General features: G+C 49.3%; 12 protein-coding genes. 3 read left to right on the top strand and 9 right to left on the bottom strand.

Annotated features, from left to right (window positions below):
* Positions 1-444: 444 nt before the first annotated feature.
* Both IB214_RS10780 and IB214_RS10775 read right to left on the bottom strand, forming a co-directional pair.
* Positions 445-606, bottom strand: coding sequence for a hypothetical protein (locus IB214_RS10780; RefSeq protein WP_164496617.1), 162 nt, complete (start codon positions 604-606; stop codon positions 445-447).
* Positions 607-811: 205 nt separating this feature from the next.
* Positions 812-985 carry a YciY family protein gene (locus tag IB214_RS10775; RefSeq protein WP_096756805.1) on the bottom strand — a complete coding sequence of 58 codons (174 nt, stop codon included), beginning with the start codon at positions 983-985 and terminating at the stop codon, positions 812-814.
* A 142-nt stretch (positions 986-1,127) separates the two neighbouring features.
* On the opposite strand from IB214_RS10775, the gene cls reads away from it, so the two are divergent.
* Both cls and IB214_RS10765 read left to right on the top strand, forming a co-directional pair.
* The gene (cls, locus tag IB214_RS10770; protein WP_096756804.1) at positions 1,128-2,588 is read left to right on the top strand and encodes a cardiolipin synthase; all 1,461 of its coding nucleotides are present in this window, start codon (positions 1,128-1,130) and stop codon (positions 2,586-2,588) included.
* Between the two features lie 34 nt (positions 2,589-2,622).
* Entirely contained in the window at positions 2,623-2,952 is a 330-nt protein-coding gene (locus tag IB214_RS10765) for an HI1450 family dsDNA-mimic protein (RefSeq protein ID WP_096756803.1), read from the top strand.
* A 35-nt stretch (positions 2,953-2,987) separates the two neighbouring features.
* On the opposite strand, the gene IB214_RS10760 is transcribed toward IB214_RS10765, so the two are convergent.
* From IB214_RS10760 to IB214_RS10730, 7 genes are all read right to left on the bottom strand, one after another.
* A complete protein-coding gene (locus IB214_RS10760; protein WP_115258307.1) occupies positions 2,988-3,824 on the bottom strand; it encodes an ion transporter in 837 nt (278 codons plus the stop codon).
* 46 nt (positions 3,825-3,870) lie between these two features.
* On the bottom strand, positions 3,871-4,875 hold the full coding sequence (gene oppF, locus IB214_RS10755) for a murein tripeptide/oligopeptide ABC transporter ATP-binding protein OppF (protein WP_096756801.1): 1,005 nt from the start codon (positions 4,873-4,875) through the stop codon (positions 3,871-3,873).
* Complete coding sequence (gene oppD, locus IB214_RS10750) at positions 4,872-5,885, bottom strand: murein tripeptide/oligopeptide ABC transporter ATP-binding protein OppD (RefSeq protein WP_096756800.1); 1,014 nt, start codon at positions 5,883-5,885, stop codon at positions 4,872-4,874. Before oppD ends, oppF begins: the two co-directional genes overlap by 4 nt.
* Positions 5,886-5,896: 11 nt before the next feature.
* Positions 5,897-6,805 carry an oligopeptide ABC transporter permease OppC gene (gene oppC, locus IB214_RS10745; protein ID WP_096756799.1) on the bottom strand — a complete coding sequence of 303 codons (909 nt, stop codon included), beginning with the start codon at positions 6,803-6,805 and terminating at the stop codon, positions 5,897-5,899.
* A gap of 18 nt (positions 6,806-6,823) precedes the next feature.
* Complete coding sequence (oppB, locus tag IB214_RS10740; protein ID WP_096756798.1) at positions 6,824-7,744, bottom strand: oligopeptide ABC transporter permease OppB; 921 nt, start codon at positions 7,742-7,744, stop codon at positions 6,824-6,826.
* A 121-nt stretch (positions 7,745-7,865) separates the two neighbouring features.
* Positions 7,866-9,497 (bottom strand): oligopeptide ABC transporter substrate-binding protein OppA, encoded by a 1,632-nt coding sequence (gene oppA / locus IB214_RS10735; RefSeq protein WP_117342899.1) that lies wholly within the window; start codon positions 9,495-9,497, stop codon positions 7,866-7,868.
* 772 nt (positions 9,498-10,269) lie between these two features.
* Positions 10,270-10,917, bottom strand: coding sequence for a YchE family NAAT transporter (locus IB214_RS10730; protein ID WP_115259934.1), 648 nt, complete (start codon positions 10,915-10,917; stop codon positions 10,270-10,272).
* Between the two features lie 486 nt (positions 10,918-11,403).
* Here IB214_RS10730 and adhE point away from each other — a divergent pair, with 486 nt between their 5' ends.
* A complete protein-coding gene (adhE, locus tag IB214_RS10725; RefSeq protein WP_096756796.1) occupies positions 11,404-14,082 on the top strand; it encodes a bifunctional acetaldehyde-CoA/alcohol dehydrogenase in 2,679 nt (892 codons plus the stop codon).
* Positions 14,083-14,197 lie beyond the last annotated feature (115 nt).

The raw sequence follows: 14,197 nt of genomic DNA, 5'->3' as shown, positions 1-14,197 counted from the left end.
CAACAACGTCAGACTAACATTAATAAGCAGAGTGATTATCTACCCGCTTATAATATTCACAGGGGTGCATCTGAATAGATAATATTCAATGCACCTGTATTATTGCTATCTCAATACTCACCATGGCATATAACACTTAGTGGTTAGAAAACTAAAGCATCTGGAAAAATGTTATCCAGGGAATCTTTTCATGAATAATGACGGTCTTTTCGATAGACGTATAATAAGGTAGAGGAATGCTGTCGACTTCCTATTAAATTGCTATTTATCATTATCAATTTATTATGTATTTCACTTCTGAAAAGCGATACATCAAGCTCAATAAAATTTCAATTCACTAACTTATCACTTTTAAAACAACAAGATACATCACCGCATCCATCTGAGAAACCCAATACCACTTCTGCATTACGCCATCAGAAGTGGCATTAACTCACTGATTCTTTAATATCCAGCAGCTTTATTGGCCGCATTGATTCGCTTAGTCCTGGCGTCTTTTTGATTTTTATCTGTTGCCTGCATGATGCCACCGGCAGCATCAATCCAGTCGCTTGCCGTGCAACCAGACAACGTCACACTCAGCATGAGCGCCATTAAATACTTCATCTAAACTCCGTTTTTCAAAAACCGTACAAAAATATTGGTGAAAATTTATATAATTAGTTATTACCGGCACATTGTTACAAACATATCCGACACGAGCAATCAATAAATAAGGGGCTGATTGAATAACGCAGAATATTAAGCGGGAGGATAAAAGATGGCGGGTTGTGCTGTGGTCATTGGGCACCGCCAGCGATGCCCATTTTGATCAGACGCTGTGGATTGCAAACAACAACGAGTTACGTTGATGGTTGAGAATGCACTTTCTGATGGTATGGATGCGCATATTGCGGCGCGATTGTCCTTCAAGCCAACGCGCTTTACGGCGACTGGCCTGACGCTGCATCCGCCAGCGCCCCACTTCCGTTCTACTACGCTTCATGTTAACCACTCTTACCGTCACAGAGCGGACATTATACCGCCTGACCGAATGCAGACCAGCAGTTTTCCCGTGTTTTTATTTGCCAGATGAATCCTGATGCGTAAACTCTTAACAATACGCTTTCAAAAGGATTTTTAAATTTATGACAACCTTCTACACCGTGGTGAGTTGGCTGGTCATTCTGGGATACTGGGTACTCATCGCTGGCGTAACATTACGCATTCTGATGAAGCGACGCGCAGTGCCCTCTGCAATGGCCTGGCTTTTGATCATCTATATTCTGCCATTGGTCGGGATCATTGCTTATCTGTCTTTTGGTGAACTTCATTTGGGCAAACGTCGCGCCGAGCGCGCCAGAGCGATGTGGCCTTCAACGGCCAAGTGGCTCAACGACCTAAAAGCCTGTAACCATATTTTTGCTCAGGAGAACAGCAGCGTCGCCTCGTCTCTATTTAAGCTGTGCGAACGTCGCCAGGGTATCGGCGGCGTTAAAGGAAACCAGCTTCAGTTGCTCACCAGTTCCGATGACGTGATGCAGGCGTTGATCCGCGACATTCAGCTGGCGCGGCATAACATTGAGATGGTGTTTTATATCTGGCAACCCGGCGGCATGGCCGATCAGGTCGCAGAATCATTAATGGCCGCGGCACGACGCGGTATTCACTGTCGCTTGATGCTGGACTCCGCTGGCAGCGTGGCGTTCTTCCGCAGCCCGTGGGCCGCGATGATGCGTAATGCAGGTATTGAAGTCGTTGAGGCACTGAAGGTTAACTTGATGCGTGTCTTCTTACGCCGCATGGACCTGCGCCAGCACCGTAAGATGATAATGATCGACAATTATATTGCTTACACCGGCAGTATGAACATGGTTGACCCGCGTTTCTTTAAACAGGATGCCGGCGTCGGGCAATGGGTTGATCTGATGGCAAGAATGGAAGGTCCGGTCGCCACCGCGATGGGGATTGTCTATTCCTGTGACTGGGAGATTGAGACCGGTAAGCGCATTTTACCGCCGCCACCGGATGCCAATATCATGCCATTTGAGCAGGCAAGTGGGCACACCATTCATACCATAGCCTCCGGCCCGGGTTTTCCTGAGGATTTGATCCATCAGGCTTTACTGACCGCGGCATACTCTGCGCGTGAATATTTAATCATGACCACGCCCTACTTCGTCCCCAGCGACGATCTGCTGCATGCCATCTGTACGGCGGCGCAGCGTGGGGTGGATGTGAGCATTATTCTTCCCCGCAAAAATGACTCTATGCTGGTTGGCTGGGCAAGTCGGGCCTTTTTCACCGAGCTACTGGCGGCTGGCGTGAAAATTTACCAGTTTGAAGGGGGTCTGTTGCACACCAAGAGCGTGCTGGTCGATGGTGAGCTGAGTCTGGTGGGTACCGTAAACCTGGATATGCGCAGCTTGTGGCTGAATTTTGAGATCACTCTGGTGATTGACGATGCAGGGTTTGGTGCCGATCTCGCGGCGGTACAGGACGATTACATCTCCCGTTCGCGCCTGCTTGATGCGCGTTTGTGGCTAAAAAGGCCACTCTGGCAACGGATCACCGAGCGACTGTTTTACTTCTTTAGTCCGTTGCTGTAAAACGTGCCCAAGAGACGGTAAACAGGTAGTCATTATGGATATGGATTTGAACAATCGCCTGACTGAAGACGAAACGCTTGAGCAGGCTTATGACATTTTTCTCGAACTGGCGACAGACAATCTCGACCCCGCTGACGTTCTTCTGTTCAATTTACAGTTTGAAGAACGCGGCGGCGCAGAGTTATTTGACCCGGCAGAAGACTGGCAGGAGCACGTCGATTTTGACCTGAATCCTGACTTTTTTGCCGAAGTGGTGATTGGTCTGGCCGACTCAGAAGATGGCGAGATTAACGATATTTTCGCACGCGTTTTGTTATGCCGTGAAAAAGATCACAAGCTCTGCCATATTCTCTGGCGCGAATGAGTCAAAAGAAAAGCTGCCCAGGCAGCTTTTTTTATTTAATTCGGAAGCTTAGTTCCACAGCGGTTACAAAATTGCGCGCTGTGCTCGTGCTGATGCTGCTGACACTGAGGGCATTGACGCTGATTCTGCCGATGCTGAAACGCGCTGCTCATGTGCGTAGTAATCAAGCCCGTGGGTATTGCAATTACTGAATAACCGATCAGGATAAGCACTGACGCCACCATTCGCCCTAACGGCGTGTGCGGCGCGATATCCCCATACCCAACCGTCGTTACCGTCACAATGGCCCAGTACACCGACGCATTCAGCGTATCAAATCCATACTTCGGCCCTTCAATGAGATACATCAGCGCGCCGAAAATAATCATTAAAATGGCGATAAACGAATAGAACAGAATCAACTGGTGACGTGCGCTTTTTATGGCGCCCCAAAACACCATCAACGAAGGCATAAAGCGCAGCAACTTGAGGATCCGCAGTACACGAATCGCCCGCATCGCTCGCCAGGCAAACACATAGTTCAGACTCATTTCTGGCCATAACCACATCACATACAGCGGCAAAATGGTGGCCAAATCGATAATACCCCAAAAACTAAACACATATTTTGCCGGATTGGCCCAACAGCTTAATCGCAGCAAGTATTCGGCGGTGAAGACCAGAGTAATAAAGATCTCCAGCCAGACAAAAGAACGCCATTCATCATACGTTAAATGATATTGCGTCCCGACGCCCGACTCGACGAAGATGACAATGACGCTAAGCAACGCAAACAGCGCGCACAGACCTTCAAAACGACGACCTGAGCGCGTGTTTAAATCGAATAATTTACGATAGACAGCGCGGCGGACAGAGGACACAAAGCCAGACACATTCACCTCACCTATAAGAAGGGCTGACCTTTGTCAGCCCTCACGATTATAGCGGGTCTACTTTCAGGCAGGAAACAGCGTGGCGGAAACTTCCTTCCAGAACCGGTCGCGTTTTTGCACATTCCGGTCCGGCAATCGGACAACGGGTACGGAACACACAACCAGACGGCGGATTGATCGGTGACGGTAATTCGCCTTCCAACAGTTGGATGGTTTTGTTCCTCTCCTGATCGGGATCGGGGATCGGCACCGCCGACATCAGCGCTTTAGTATAAGGATGCAGCGGGTTATGGTACACCTCGTCGTAAGTGCCCAGTTCCACCGCATGCCCCAGGTACATTACCAGCACGCGATCGGAAATATGTTTAACCACCGCCAGGTCATGGGCAATAAAGATTAATGATAATCCCATTTCACGCTGCAGTTGTTGCAACAGGTTCACTACCTGCGCCTGAATCGACACGTCCAGCGCCGAAACCGGCTCATCGCAAATAATCAACTTCGGCTCGAGGATCAGCGCGCGAGCAATCCCGATACGCTGACACTGCCCGCCTGAAAATTCGTGCGGATAGCGGTTGATCAAATTTGGCAACAGCCCGACTTTCATCATCATTGCCTTCACGCGATCGCGCACTTCCTGCCCTGGCAGGCTGGGATGATAAGTGCGCAGCGGTTCTGCGATAATTTCACCGATGGTCATACGCGGGTTTAATGAAGCCAGCGGATCCTGGAAAATCATCTGAATATCGCTGCGCACCGCGCGCCACTCATCGGGTTTCATACCCAGCAAATCTTTACCCAGCCAGGCCACTTTGCCGTCGGTGGCTTTCACCAGACCAATAATGGCGCGGGCAAAGGTAGACTTACCGCAGCCTGACTCGCCCACCACCCCTAACGTTTCACCTTCGTACAGTCGCAGGGTCACGCCATCAACGGCTTTCAGTGTTTGTGAGGGTTGCCAGAACCACTGCTTGCCGTCTTTGATATCGAAATGGACTTTAAGATCGGCTATCTCAAGCAAGACTTTTCGTTGTTCAGTTGCCGTTGTCATACCAGTTCCTCCACCGGTTTAAAGCAGGCGCGCAGACGGCCTGGGCTAAACTCTTCCAGCGGCGGAGCGCTGCTACAAATCTCCATCGCATGCGGACAACGAGGCTGGAACGGGCATCCTTTTGGCAAACGCAGCAGGTTTGGCGGGTTACCCGGGATGGTCAGCATCTCTTCCCCTTCAGCATCCAGACGCGGTACCGCGTTAAGCAAACCAATAGAATACGGATGAACGGGTTTATAAAAGACATCGCGCGCGCTGCCATATTCCATGGTGCGCCCGGCATACATCACCAGAACCTTGTCGCATATCCCGGCAACCACACCGAGGTCGTGGGTGATCATAATAATCGCGGTATTGAATTCGCTCTTCAGTTCATTCAGTAGCGTCATAATTTGCGCCTGAACCGTGACATCGAGCGCGGTTGTCGGCTCATCGGCGATCAGTAACTTTGGCCGACATTGTAACGCCATGGCGATCATCACACGCTGGCGCATCCCGCCTGAAAATTCATGTGGATACATCTTCATACGCTTGCGCGCTTCCGGCATTTTGACCGCATCCAGCATTCTGACGGATTCTTCAAACGCTTCGGCTTTACTCATACCTTTATGCAGCATCAGCACTTCCATTAACTGCTCTCCGACCCGCATATACGGGTTCAGGGAGGTCATGGGGTCCTGAAAGATCATTGAAATTTGTTCGGCGCGCAGTTTGTTCAGCTCGCGTTCCGGTAAATTAAGAATTTCACGTCCGTTGAACGTCGCAGAACCGCCGATGCGACCATTGGCCGCCAACAGTCCCATCAGGGCAAACGCCGTTTGCGATTTCCCCGATCCAGATTCACCGACAATACCCAGCGTTTCACCGGCTCGCAGCGAAAAGTTCAGATCGTTAACCGCGGTTACATCCCCATCAGGGGTGGCAAACGTCACGCGCAGATCTTTCACGTCCAGCAGTGCGTTAGCCTGTTGTTGCGCGAGCGGCGCGGTTGAGGTTTCAATTACGCTCATGGCTGCACTCCTTAACGGTCTTTCGGGTCGAGGGCATCACGCAGGCCATCGCCAATAAAGTTGAAACAGAACAACGTCACCACCAGGAAACCTGCCGGAAACAGCAGCAGCCACGGTGAGACTTCCATTGAGTTAGCACCATCACTTAACAACGCCCCCCAACTGCTTAACGGCTCCTGGGTCCCTAAGCCAAGGAAGCTCAGGAAGGATTCGAACAGGATCATGCTCGGTACCAGTAGCGATGCGTACACAACTACCACGCCCAGAACGTTCGGGACAATATGGCGGATAACAATGCGCACGGTCGAAACCCCACCCACCTGCGCAGCCTCAATAAACTCTTTGCGCTTCAGGCTCAGCGTCTGGCCACGCACGATACGTGCCATATCCAGCCAGGAGACCATACCGATCGCCACAAAGATCAGCAGGATGTTTTGCCCAAAAAAGGTCACCAGCAGAATGACGAAGAACATGAACGGGAAGGAGTTGAGGATTTCCAGCAGGCGCATCATCACGGAGTCAATTTTGCCGCCCAGATAACCTGACAGCGATCCGTACAACGTGCCGACAATCACCGCCACCAGCGCCGCGGCAATCCCGACCATCAGCGAAATACGTCCACCAATCGCCACGCGTACCAGCAGGTCACGACCCGAAGAATCAGTACCGAAGTAGTGGCCGGACTCACTGTCCGGCGCGCTGGACATCATTCCCCAGTCGGTATCGAAGTAGGTAAATTGCGATAGCATGGGCGCAAGGGTCACAAACAGCGCGATAATCACCAGCACAACCAGACTGGCTACCGCCGCGCGGTTATGCATAAAGCGTCGACGCGCATCCTGCCACAAACTGCGGCCTTCGACTTCCAGCTTTTCACTGAAATTCTCCAGCGTCTCGCTGTTTTTCTTACTTAACATCATAGATAGCGAGCTCCAGTATCAGTAACGGATTTTTGGATCGATAACGGCATACAGCACATCAACAATCGCATTAAATACAATTGTCAGTGCACCGACCAGAATGGTCAGGCTCAATACCAGCGAGTAGTCGCGGTTCAGCGCGCCGTTAACGAACAGTTGACCAATACCCGGCAAGCCGTAGATAGTTTCAATCACCATCGAACCGGTAATAATGCCGACGAACGCCGGGCCCATATAAGACAACACCGGCAGCAAAGCGGGCTTTAACGCGTGACGGAAAATAATCCGCCGCATTGGCAGACCTTTCGCCCGTGCGGTACGAATAAAGTTGGAGTGCAGCACTTCAATCATCGACCCACGGGTGATACGGGCGATACTGGCGATATAAGCCAGCGACAACGCCACCATCGGCAAGATCATAAATTTCAGCGCCCCGCCGTTCCAGCCACCACCGGGCAACCATTTCAGCGTTATTGCAAATATCATCACTAACAAGGGGGCCACCACAAAGCTTGGGATAACCACCCCGGTCATCGCCACCCCCATCACCGTATAATCCCAGCGCGTATTTTGCTTCAACGCAGCAATGACGCCAGCACTGACGCCAACGAGTACCGCCAGGATAAAGGCAGCTGCACCCAGCTTCGCCGAAACCGGGAAGCTCGAGGCAACCAGATCGTTAACTGTATAGTCTTTATATTTAAAGGAAGGTCCAAAATCGCCATGCGCCAGTTGCTTCAGGTAGCTGAAGTACTGCGTGGTGATAGGGTCATTAAGATGATATTTCGCTTCAATATTCGCCAGTACTTCTGGCGGTAACGCACGTTCACCGGTAAAAGGACTCCCCGGCGCAAGGCGCATCATAAAGAATGAGATCGTAATAAGAATAAATAGCGTCGGAATCGCTTCCAGACAGCGACGTAATATGAATTTTAACATTGCCCGTACCTTCTGGCGTGTGCCTTTATACCTCTTTAAGCCAGTTATGGGGCCAGAGAGGTATTTATAGTTCGAAGAAAAAGACACTGTGGGGCAACGATGGTCGCCCCACGTCTTGCCATTAATGCTTGATAATATACAAGTCTTTAACGTGGATATTATCCATCGGGTCTTTACCGGAGTATCCGCCTACCCATGGTTTCACCAAACGCGCATTGACGTAGTAATACACCGGTACAATCGCAGAGTCTTTATCCAACTGCTGCTCAGCTTTCGAATACAGCTCGCTGCGCTGCGCTTCGTCAGTCACTTTCAGCGTATCGGCAATCAACTTATCAAATGCCGCGCTCTTATAGTGAACAGTGTTGTTGGAGCTGTCTGACAGCACCATGTTAAGGAAAGAAGTCGGTTCGTTGTAATCCGCACACCAGCCCGCACGAGAAACATCATAGTTACCCTGATGACGGGTATCGAGGAAGGTCTTCCACTCCTGGTTTTCCAGCTTAACGTTGGCACCCAGATTTTTCTTCCAGATAGAGGCGGCTGCAATAGCCAGCTTCTTGTGCAGATCGGAGGTGTTATACAACAGGTCGAAGCTCAGCGGTTTTTCTGCGGTAAAGCCAGCTTCAGCCAACAGTTTTTTCGCTTCTTCGTTACGTTTTTCCTGTGACCACTTGAACCACTCTGGCTCAACCAGTTTTGCGCCATCGGTATACGGCGGCGTGAAGCTGTACGCTGGCAGGTCGCCCTGGTTCTTCACTTTGTTGACGATAATGTCACGATCCAGTGCCATCTTCAGGGCGGTACGTACACGCACATCGTTGAACGGTGGCTTCTGGTTATTAATTTCGTAATAGTAGGTACACAGATACGGGTCAACGTGAACTTCGTTCGGGATCTCTTTTTTCAGTTTCTGGAATAACTCAATCGGCATGTTGTTGTAGGTCATGTCGATTTCACCACTGCGGTAGCGGTTAACATCAGTCACTTCAGAAGAAATTGGCAGATAAGTTACCTGGTTAATCACCGTTTTGGCGTTATCCCAGTAGTTAGTATTACGCTCAAGAACGATGCGCTCGTTGACGACCCAATCTTTTAATTTATAGGAGCCGTTAGAAACGATGTTCGCGGGCTGGGTCCATTTATCACCATATTTTTCCACCACGGCTTTAGGCACCGGGGAAACGGATGAGTGAACAAGCAGTTTGTAGAAATACGGAACAGGTTCACTGAGGGTAACTTCAAAAGTATGGTCATCAATGGCTTTTACACCGAGATCGGTGACCGGTTTTTTACCGGCGATAATGTCGTCAATATTAACGATGTGCCCATACTGTAAATAGCTGGAGTATGGTGAAGCGGTATTAGGATTCGCCAGACGTTGCCAGCTATACACAAAATCTTGCGCGGTCACGGGCGAGCCATCGGACCATTTCGCGTCTTTACGCAGATGGAACGTCCAGACTTTAAAATCTTTATTTTCCCATTTTTCCGCCACGCCCGGTGATGGCTTGCCATCAACGTCGCTGATTAATAAACCTTCAAACAGGTCACGGTTAATGTTGGATTCTGGCACACCTTCGATCTTGTGCGGATCGAGAGACTGAACTTCCGAACCATTATTGCGTACCAGCGTTTGCTTCTCAGCAAGTTGAACACCGGCAGGTACTTCTGCCGCCGTGGCAACATTTCCTGCGATAAGCGCAGATAGAATCCCCGCCGCTACTAAACTTTTCTTAGTGATGTTAGTCATTGTGTTTGTACTCCCTCATTATTATGGCTGGTTTTTTAACCAGACTGTTAATCCTGTACGGATCCCTGTACGGCACCGGAGATTTTCTGCCGTCAGGTGATTTATTGTTTTACTGCTTGCTATCACCGACTTTATTTATTCTGGCGGTTCGAGCGACCGCCTTGCGTCGATTTTCTACGTGTCTCCCCTGTCGGAAACACGCGGTTACTCTATTGAGAGAAACTAACTGAAAACAGTTCTCAACAACGTAAAATCTTCTGCAAAATACCTGGTCGGAAAGTATCAAATGCCTTTCTTAACCGCCAATACATTTTACAGATTTGTTAACCAATTCGCTTTTATCGAAAAAAAATCGCACATCAATGGTCCTCAAAAAGAGAGGTAATAATCTTAATGTCATGATAGATAACGAATTAAATCCATTGAGCGGTTGATTACCCTGTCCGGTATCAACATGCCGATATAATTTACATAAAATTAACAATTGGTCATTAATTAGCACATTACTCTAAAAAAGACACTGAAATAACTAATAACATTTCGATAATCCTTCAGCAAGCCCCAGAGTATAATGTTAGAAAAATAACAGTAAGTCCCCTATTCAGGGACGTAGCCATAAAAATTATTATCTTATAAATCAATGCGTAACAGATGGATTGGCAATCAGCATGTTTTACAATTTCAATGCTAATTTTCAACTTTAGTGAGACGTTTTACTGATAATGAAAAGAACGGAGCTGAGGGCCAGCTCCGTTTACTGAAAACAGTCCCGTCAGGCCAGTAAGCCCGGGAAAATAGATTTGATGCCGGTGACGATGAATTCAATCCCCAACGCCATGAGCAGTAAGCCCATAATACGCGTAATAACGTTAATACCCGTTTGCCCCAACAGGCGTACCAGCCAAGGAGCCATACGAAACAGTCCCCAACAGCATAAGGCAAACAGTGCAATCGCCACAAAGAACCCGAACAGGTTTAATGCGCTATGATAGCGAGTCCCCCAGACGATGGTTGAACTTATCGCCCCCGGCCCCGCCATCAACGGCAATGCCAACGGAACAACACCAACATTCTCGCGTATGGCAGTCTCTGACTTTTCCTGTTTGTTTTGTTTATCTTCCCCGAGTTTCCCACTGATCATCGACATTGCAATGGTTACCACCAGAATCCCACCGGCAATTCTGAACGAATCAATCGAGATACCGAAGAGTTGCAGGATCGCATCACCAAGAAACAACGAGGTCCACAAAATAATCGCCACCGACAGGTTTGCCGTCAGATTGGTTTTGTTACGCGCCGCTGCGGTTTGGTAGCTGGTCATACTGATAAAGACCGGGATGATCCCGACGGGGTTGACCAACGCAAATAACCCAATGAAAAACTTAAAGTAAAGAGGAAAATCAAATAGCGTATGGATCACGGTTAGCTCCGAAGCGTTAGCCGGATAAAATGAGTCATAAAAAATGTTAAAAACCGCGCTGAAGATACGCTTTTTGGCAGCATTCTTCACCTTCTATCTGCGTTAATCTCTGTAAACGTGCTACCAATACTCGGTGTTATTAATATGTATGAAATATGCTAATGTTAATCTCATTCATTCCATCAATTCGTTAACACTTGCCGATAAACACTAAAAGAGCCTGCTGAAAGGTGTCAGCTTCGCGTAAATTTGATCCAGATCACGCAATCACTACTCAGAAGTGAGTAATCTTGCTTACGCCACCTGGAGAAAACGCGTTAGAGTTGAATACGCTAGCGTATAAGCTCTTTTAGTAAATCAATGTAAGGCGGGCGTTAATTAACCGTTTGATTTTCAAAACGTTACACAAATTTTCGTCGATCTGTCTATACTCTCGTAGCGAGCAGATGATTTACTAAAAAAGTTTAACATTATCAGGAGAGCATCATGGCTGTTACTAATGTCGCTGAACTTAACGCACTTGTAGAGCGCGTAAAAAAAGCCCAGCGTGAATATGCCAGTTTCACTCAAGAACAGGTTGACAAAATCTTCCGCGCCGCCGCTCTGGCTGCCGCAGACGCTCGAATTCCTCTCGCGAAAATGGCCGTTGCCGAATCTGGCATGGGTATTGTCGAAGATAAAGTGATTAAAAACCACTTCGCATCTGAATACATCTATAACGCTTACAAAGATGAAAAAACCTGTGGTGTCCTGGCCGAAGACCATACTTTTGGGACCATCACTATCGCTGAACCGATTGGTATCATCTGCGGTATCGTTCCAACCACTAACCCAACGTCTACTGCAATCTTCAAATCGCTGATCAGCCTGAAGACGCGTAACGCTATCATCTTCTCTCCACATCCGCGTGCTAAAGATGCAACCAACAAAGCGGCAGACATCGTTCTGCAGGCTGCTATCGCTGCTGGCGCACCAAAAGACCTGATTGGCTGGATCGATCAACCTTCTGTTGAACTGTCTAACGCTCTGATGCACCACCCGGACATTAACCTGATCCTTGCGACCGGTGGTCCTGGTATGGTTAAAGCAGCATACAGCTCTGGTAAACCGGCAATCGGTGTTGGCGCAGGTAACACCCCTGTTGTTATCGACGAAACAGCAGATATCAAACGTGCCGTTGCTTCCGTGCTGATGTCTAAAACCTTCGACAACGGTGTAATCTGTGCATCTGAACAGTCCGTTGTGGTAGTAGATTCCGTATACGACGCCGTTCGCGAACGTTTTGCCAGCCACGGTGCCTATATGCTGCAGGGCAAAGAACTGAAGGCTGTTCAGGACATCATCCTGAAAAATGGCGCGCTGAACGCGGCTATCGTGGGTCAACCGGCATACAAAATCGCTGAGCTGGCTGGTTTCTCCGTGCCGACTAACACCAAGATTCTGATTGGTGAAGTTAAAGTTGTCGACGAAAGCGAACCGTTTGCTCACGAAAAACTGTCTCCGACGCTGGCAATGTACCGTGCGAAAGACTTCGAAGATGCAGTTGTTAAAGCTGAAAAACTGGTTGCTATGGGCGGTATCGGTCATACCTCTTGCCTGTACACTGACCAGGACAACCAGCCAGAACGCGTTGCTCACTTCGGTCAGATGATGAAAACTGCACGTATCCTGATCAACACCCCGGCGTCTCAGGGTGGTATCGGCGACCTGTACAACTTTAAGCTTGCACCATCCCTGACTCTGGGTTGTGGTTCCTGGGGTGGTAACTCCATCTCTGAAAACGTTGGTCCTAAGCACCTGATCAACAAGAAAACCGTTGCTAAGCGAGCTGAAAACATGTTGTGGCACAAACTTCCGAAATCTATCTACTTCCGCCGTGGCTCACTGCCAATCGCGTTGGATGAAGTGATTACCGATGGTCACAAACGTGCGCTGATCGTGACCGACCGCTTCCTGTTCAACAACGGCTACGCTGACCAGATCACGTCTGTTCTGAAAGCTGCGGGCGTTGAAACCGAAGTGTTCTTTGAAGTTGAAGCTGACCCGACGCTGAGCGTTGTGCGCAAAGGTGCTGAACTAGCCAACTCCTTCAAACCAGACGTGATCATCGCGCTGGGTGGCGGTTCCCCGATGGACGCAGCGAAAATCATGTGGGTCATGTACGAACATCCGGAAACCCACTTCGAAGAACTGGCGCTGCGCTTTATGGACATCCGTAAACGTATCTACAAGTTCCCGAAAATGGGCGTGAAAGCGAAAATGATCGCCGTCACCACCACTTCCGGTACTGGTTCTGAAGTCACCCCGTTTGCGGTTGTAACCGACGACGCTACTGGTCAGAAATATCCACTGGCAGACTACGCGCTGACCCCGGATATGGCGATTGTCGATGCTAACCTGGTGATGGATATGCCGAAGTCACTGTGTGCGTTCGGTGGTCTGGATGCCGTCACTCACGCCCTGGAAGCTTACGTTTCCGTACTGGCTTCTGAGTTCTCTGACGGTCAGGCTCTGCAAGCGCTGAAACTGCTGAAAGAAAACCTGCCTGCGTCCTACCACGAAGGTTCTAAGAACCCGGTAGCTCGCGAGCGTGTACACAGTGCAGCGACCATCGCCGGTATCGCGTTTGCTAACGCCTTCCTCGGTGTATGTCACTCCATGGCGCACAAGCTGGGTTCACAGTTCCACATTCCTCACGGTCTGGCGAACGCCCTGCTGATCAGCAACGTTATTCGTTATAACGCGAACGACAACCCGACTAAACAGACTGCTTTCAGCCAGTACGACCGTCCGCAGGCCCGTCGTCGCTACGCTGAAATCGCAGACCATCTGGGTCTGAGCGCACCGGGCGACCGTACCGCAGCGAAAATCCAGAAACTGCTGGCATGGTTGGATGAGATCAAAGCTGAACTGGGTATTCCTAAGTCTATCCGTGAAGCTGGCGTTCAGGAAGCTGACTTCCTGGCACATGTTGACAAACTGTCTGAAGATGCGTTTGACGACCAGTGCACCGGCGCTAACCCGCGTTACCCGCTGATTTCTGAACTGAAACAGATCCTGCTGGATACCTTCTACGGTCGCGAATACAACGAAGGTGAAACTGCCGCTAAAACTGAAGCAGCCGCCGCGCCTAAAGCAGAGAAAAAAGCGAAGAAATCCGCTTAATTCAAAAATCTAAGCTGTAGTATCACGTCGAACGGTCCCTTTAGGGGACCGTTTTTTTTCGCCTGATTTATTCTCACCTTCACAGCGCAAAAACTCATGCAGACCATCGCGGTGA

This window comes from Citrobacter sp. C1 (genome assembly GCF_014596895.2).
GTDB classification, from domain to species: domain Bacteria; phylum Pseudomonadota; class Gammaproteobacteria; order Enterobacterales; family Enterobacteriaceae; genus Citrobacter; species Citrobacter gillenii.
This window is presented reverse-complemented; position numbering and strand designations above follow the sequence as displayed.

Excerpts from the sequence above, each read along its gene's own strand:
- oppB (WP_096756798.1), bottom strand. The coding sequence starts at position 7,744 with ATGTTAAAATTCATATTACGTCGCTGTCTGGAAGCGATTCCGACGCTA.
- cls (WP_096756804.1), top strand. The coding sequence starts at position 1,128 with ATGACAACCTTCTACACCGTGGTGAGTTGGCTGGTCATTCTGGGATAC.
- oppD (WP_096756800.1), bottom strand. The coding sequence starts at position 5,885 with ATGAGCGTAATTGAAACCTCAACCGCGCCGCTCGCGCAACAACAGGCT.
- IB214_RS10765 (WP_096756803.1), top strand. The coding sequence starts at position 2,623 with ATGGATATGGATTTGAACAATCGCCTGACTGAAGACGAAACGCTTGAG.
- adhE (WP_096756796.1), top strand. The coding sequence starts at position 11,404 with ATGGCTGTTACTAATGTCGCTGAACTTAACGCACTTGTAGAGCGCGTA.
- oppA (WP_117342899.1), bottom strand. The coding sequence starts at position 9,497 with ATGACTAACATCACTAAGAAAAGTTTAGTAGCGGCGGGGATTCTATCT.
- oppC (WP_096756799.1), bottom strand. The coding sequence starts at position 6,805 with ATGATGTTAAGTAAGAAAAACAGCGAGACGCTGGAGAATTTCAGTGAA.
- IB214_RS10780 (WP_164496617.1), bottom strand. The coding sequence starts at position 606 with ATGAAGTATTTAATGGCGCTCATGCTGAGTGTGACGTTGTCTGGTTGC.
- IB214_RS10775 (WP_096756805.1), bottom strand. The coding sequence starts at position 985 with ATGAAGCGTAGTAGAACGGAAGTGGGGCGCTGGCGGATGCAGCGTCAG.
- oppF (WP_096756801.1), bottom strand. The coding sequence starts at position 4,875 with ATGACAACGGCAACTGAACAACGAAAAGTCTTGCTTGAGATAGCCGAT.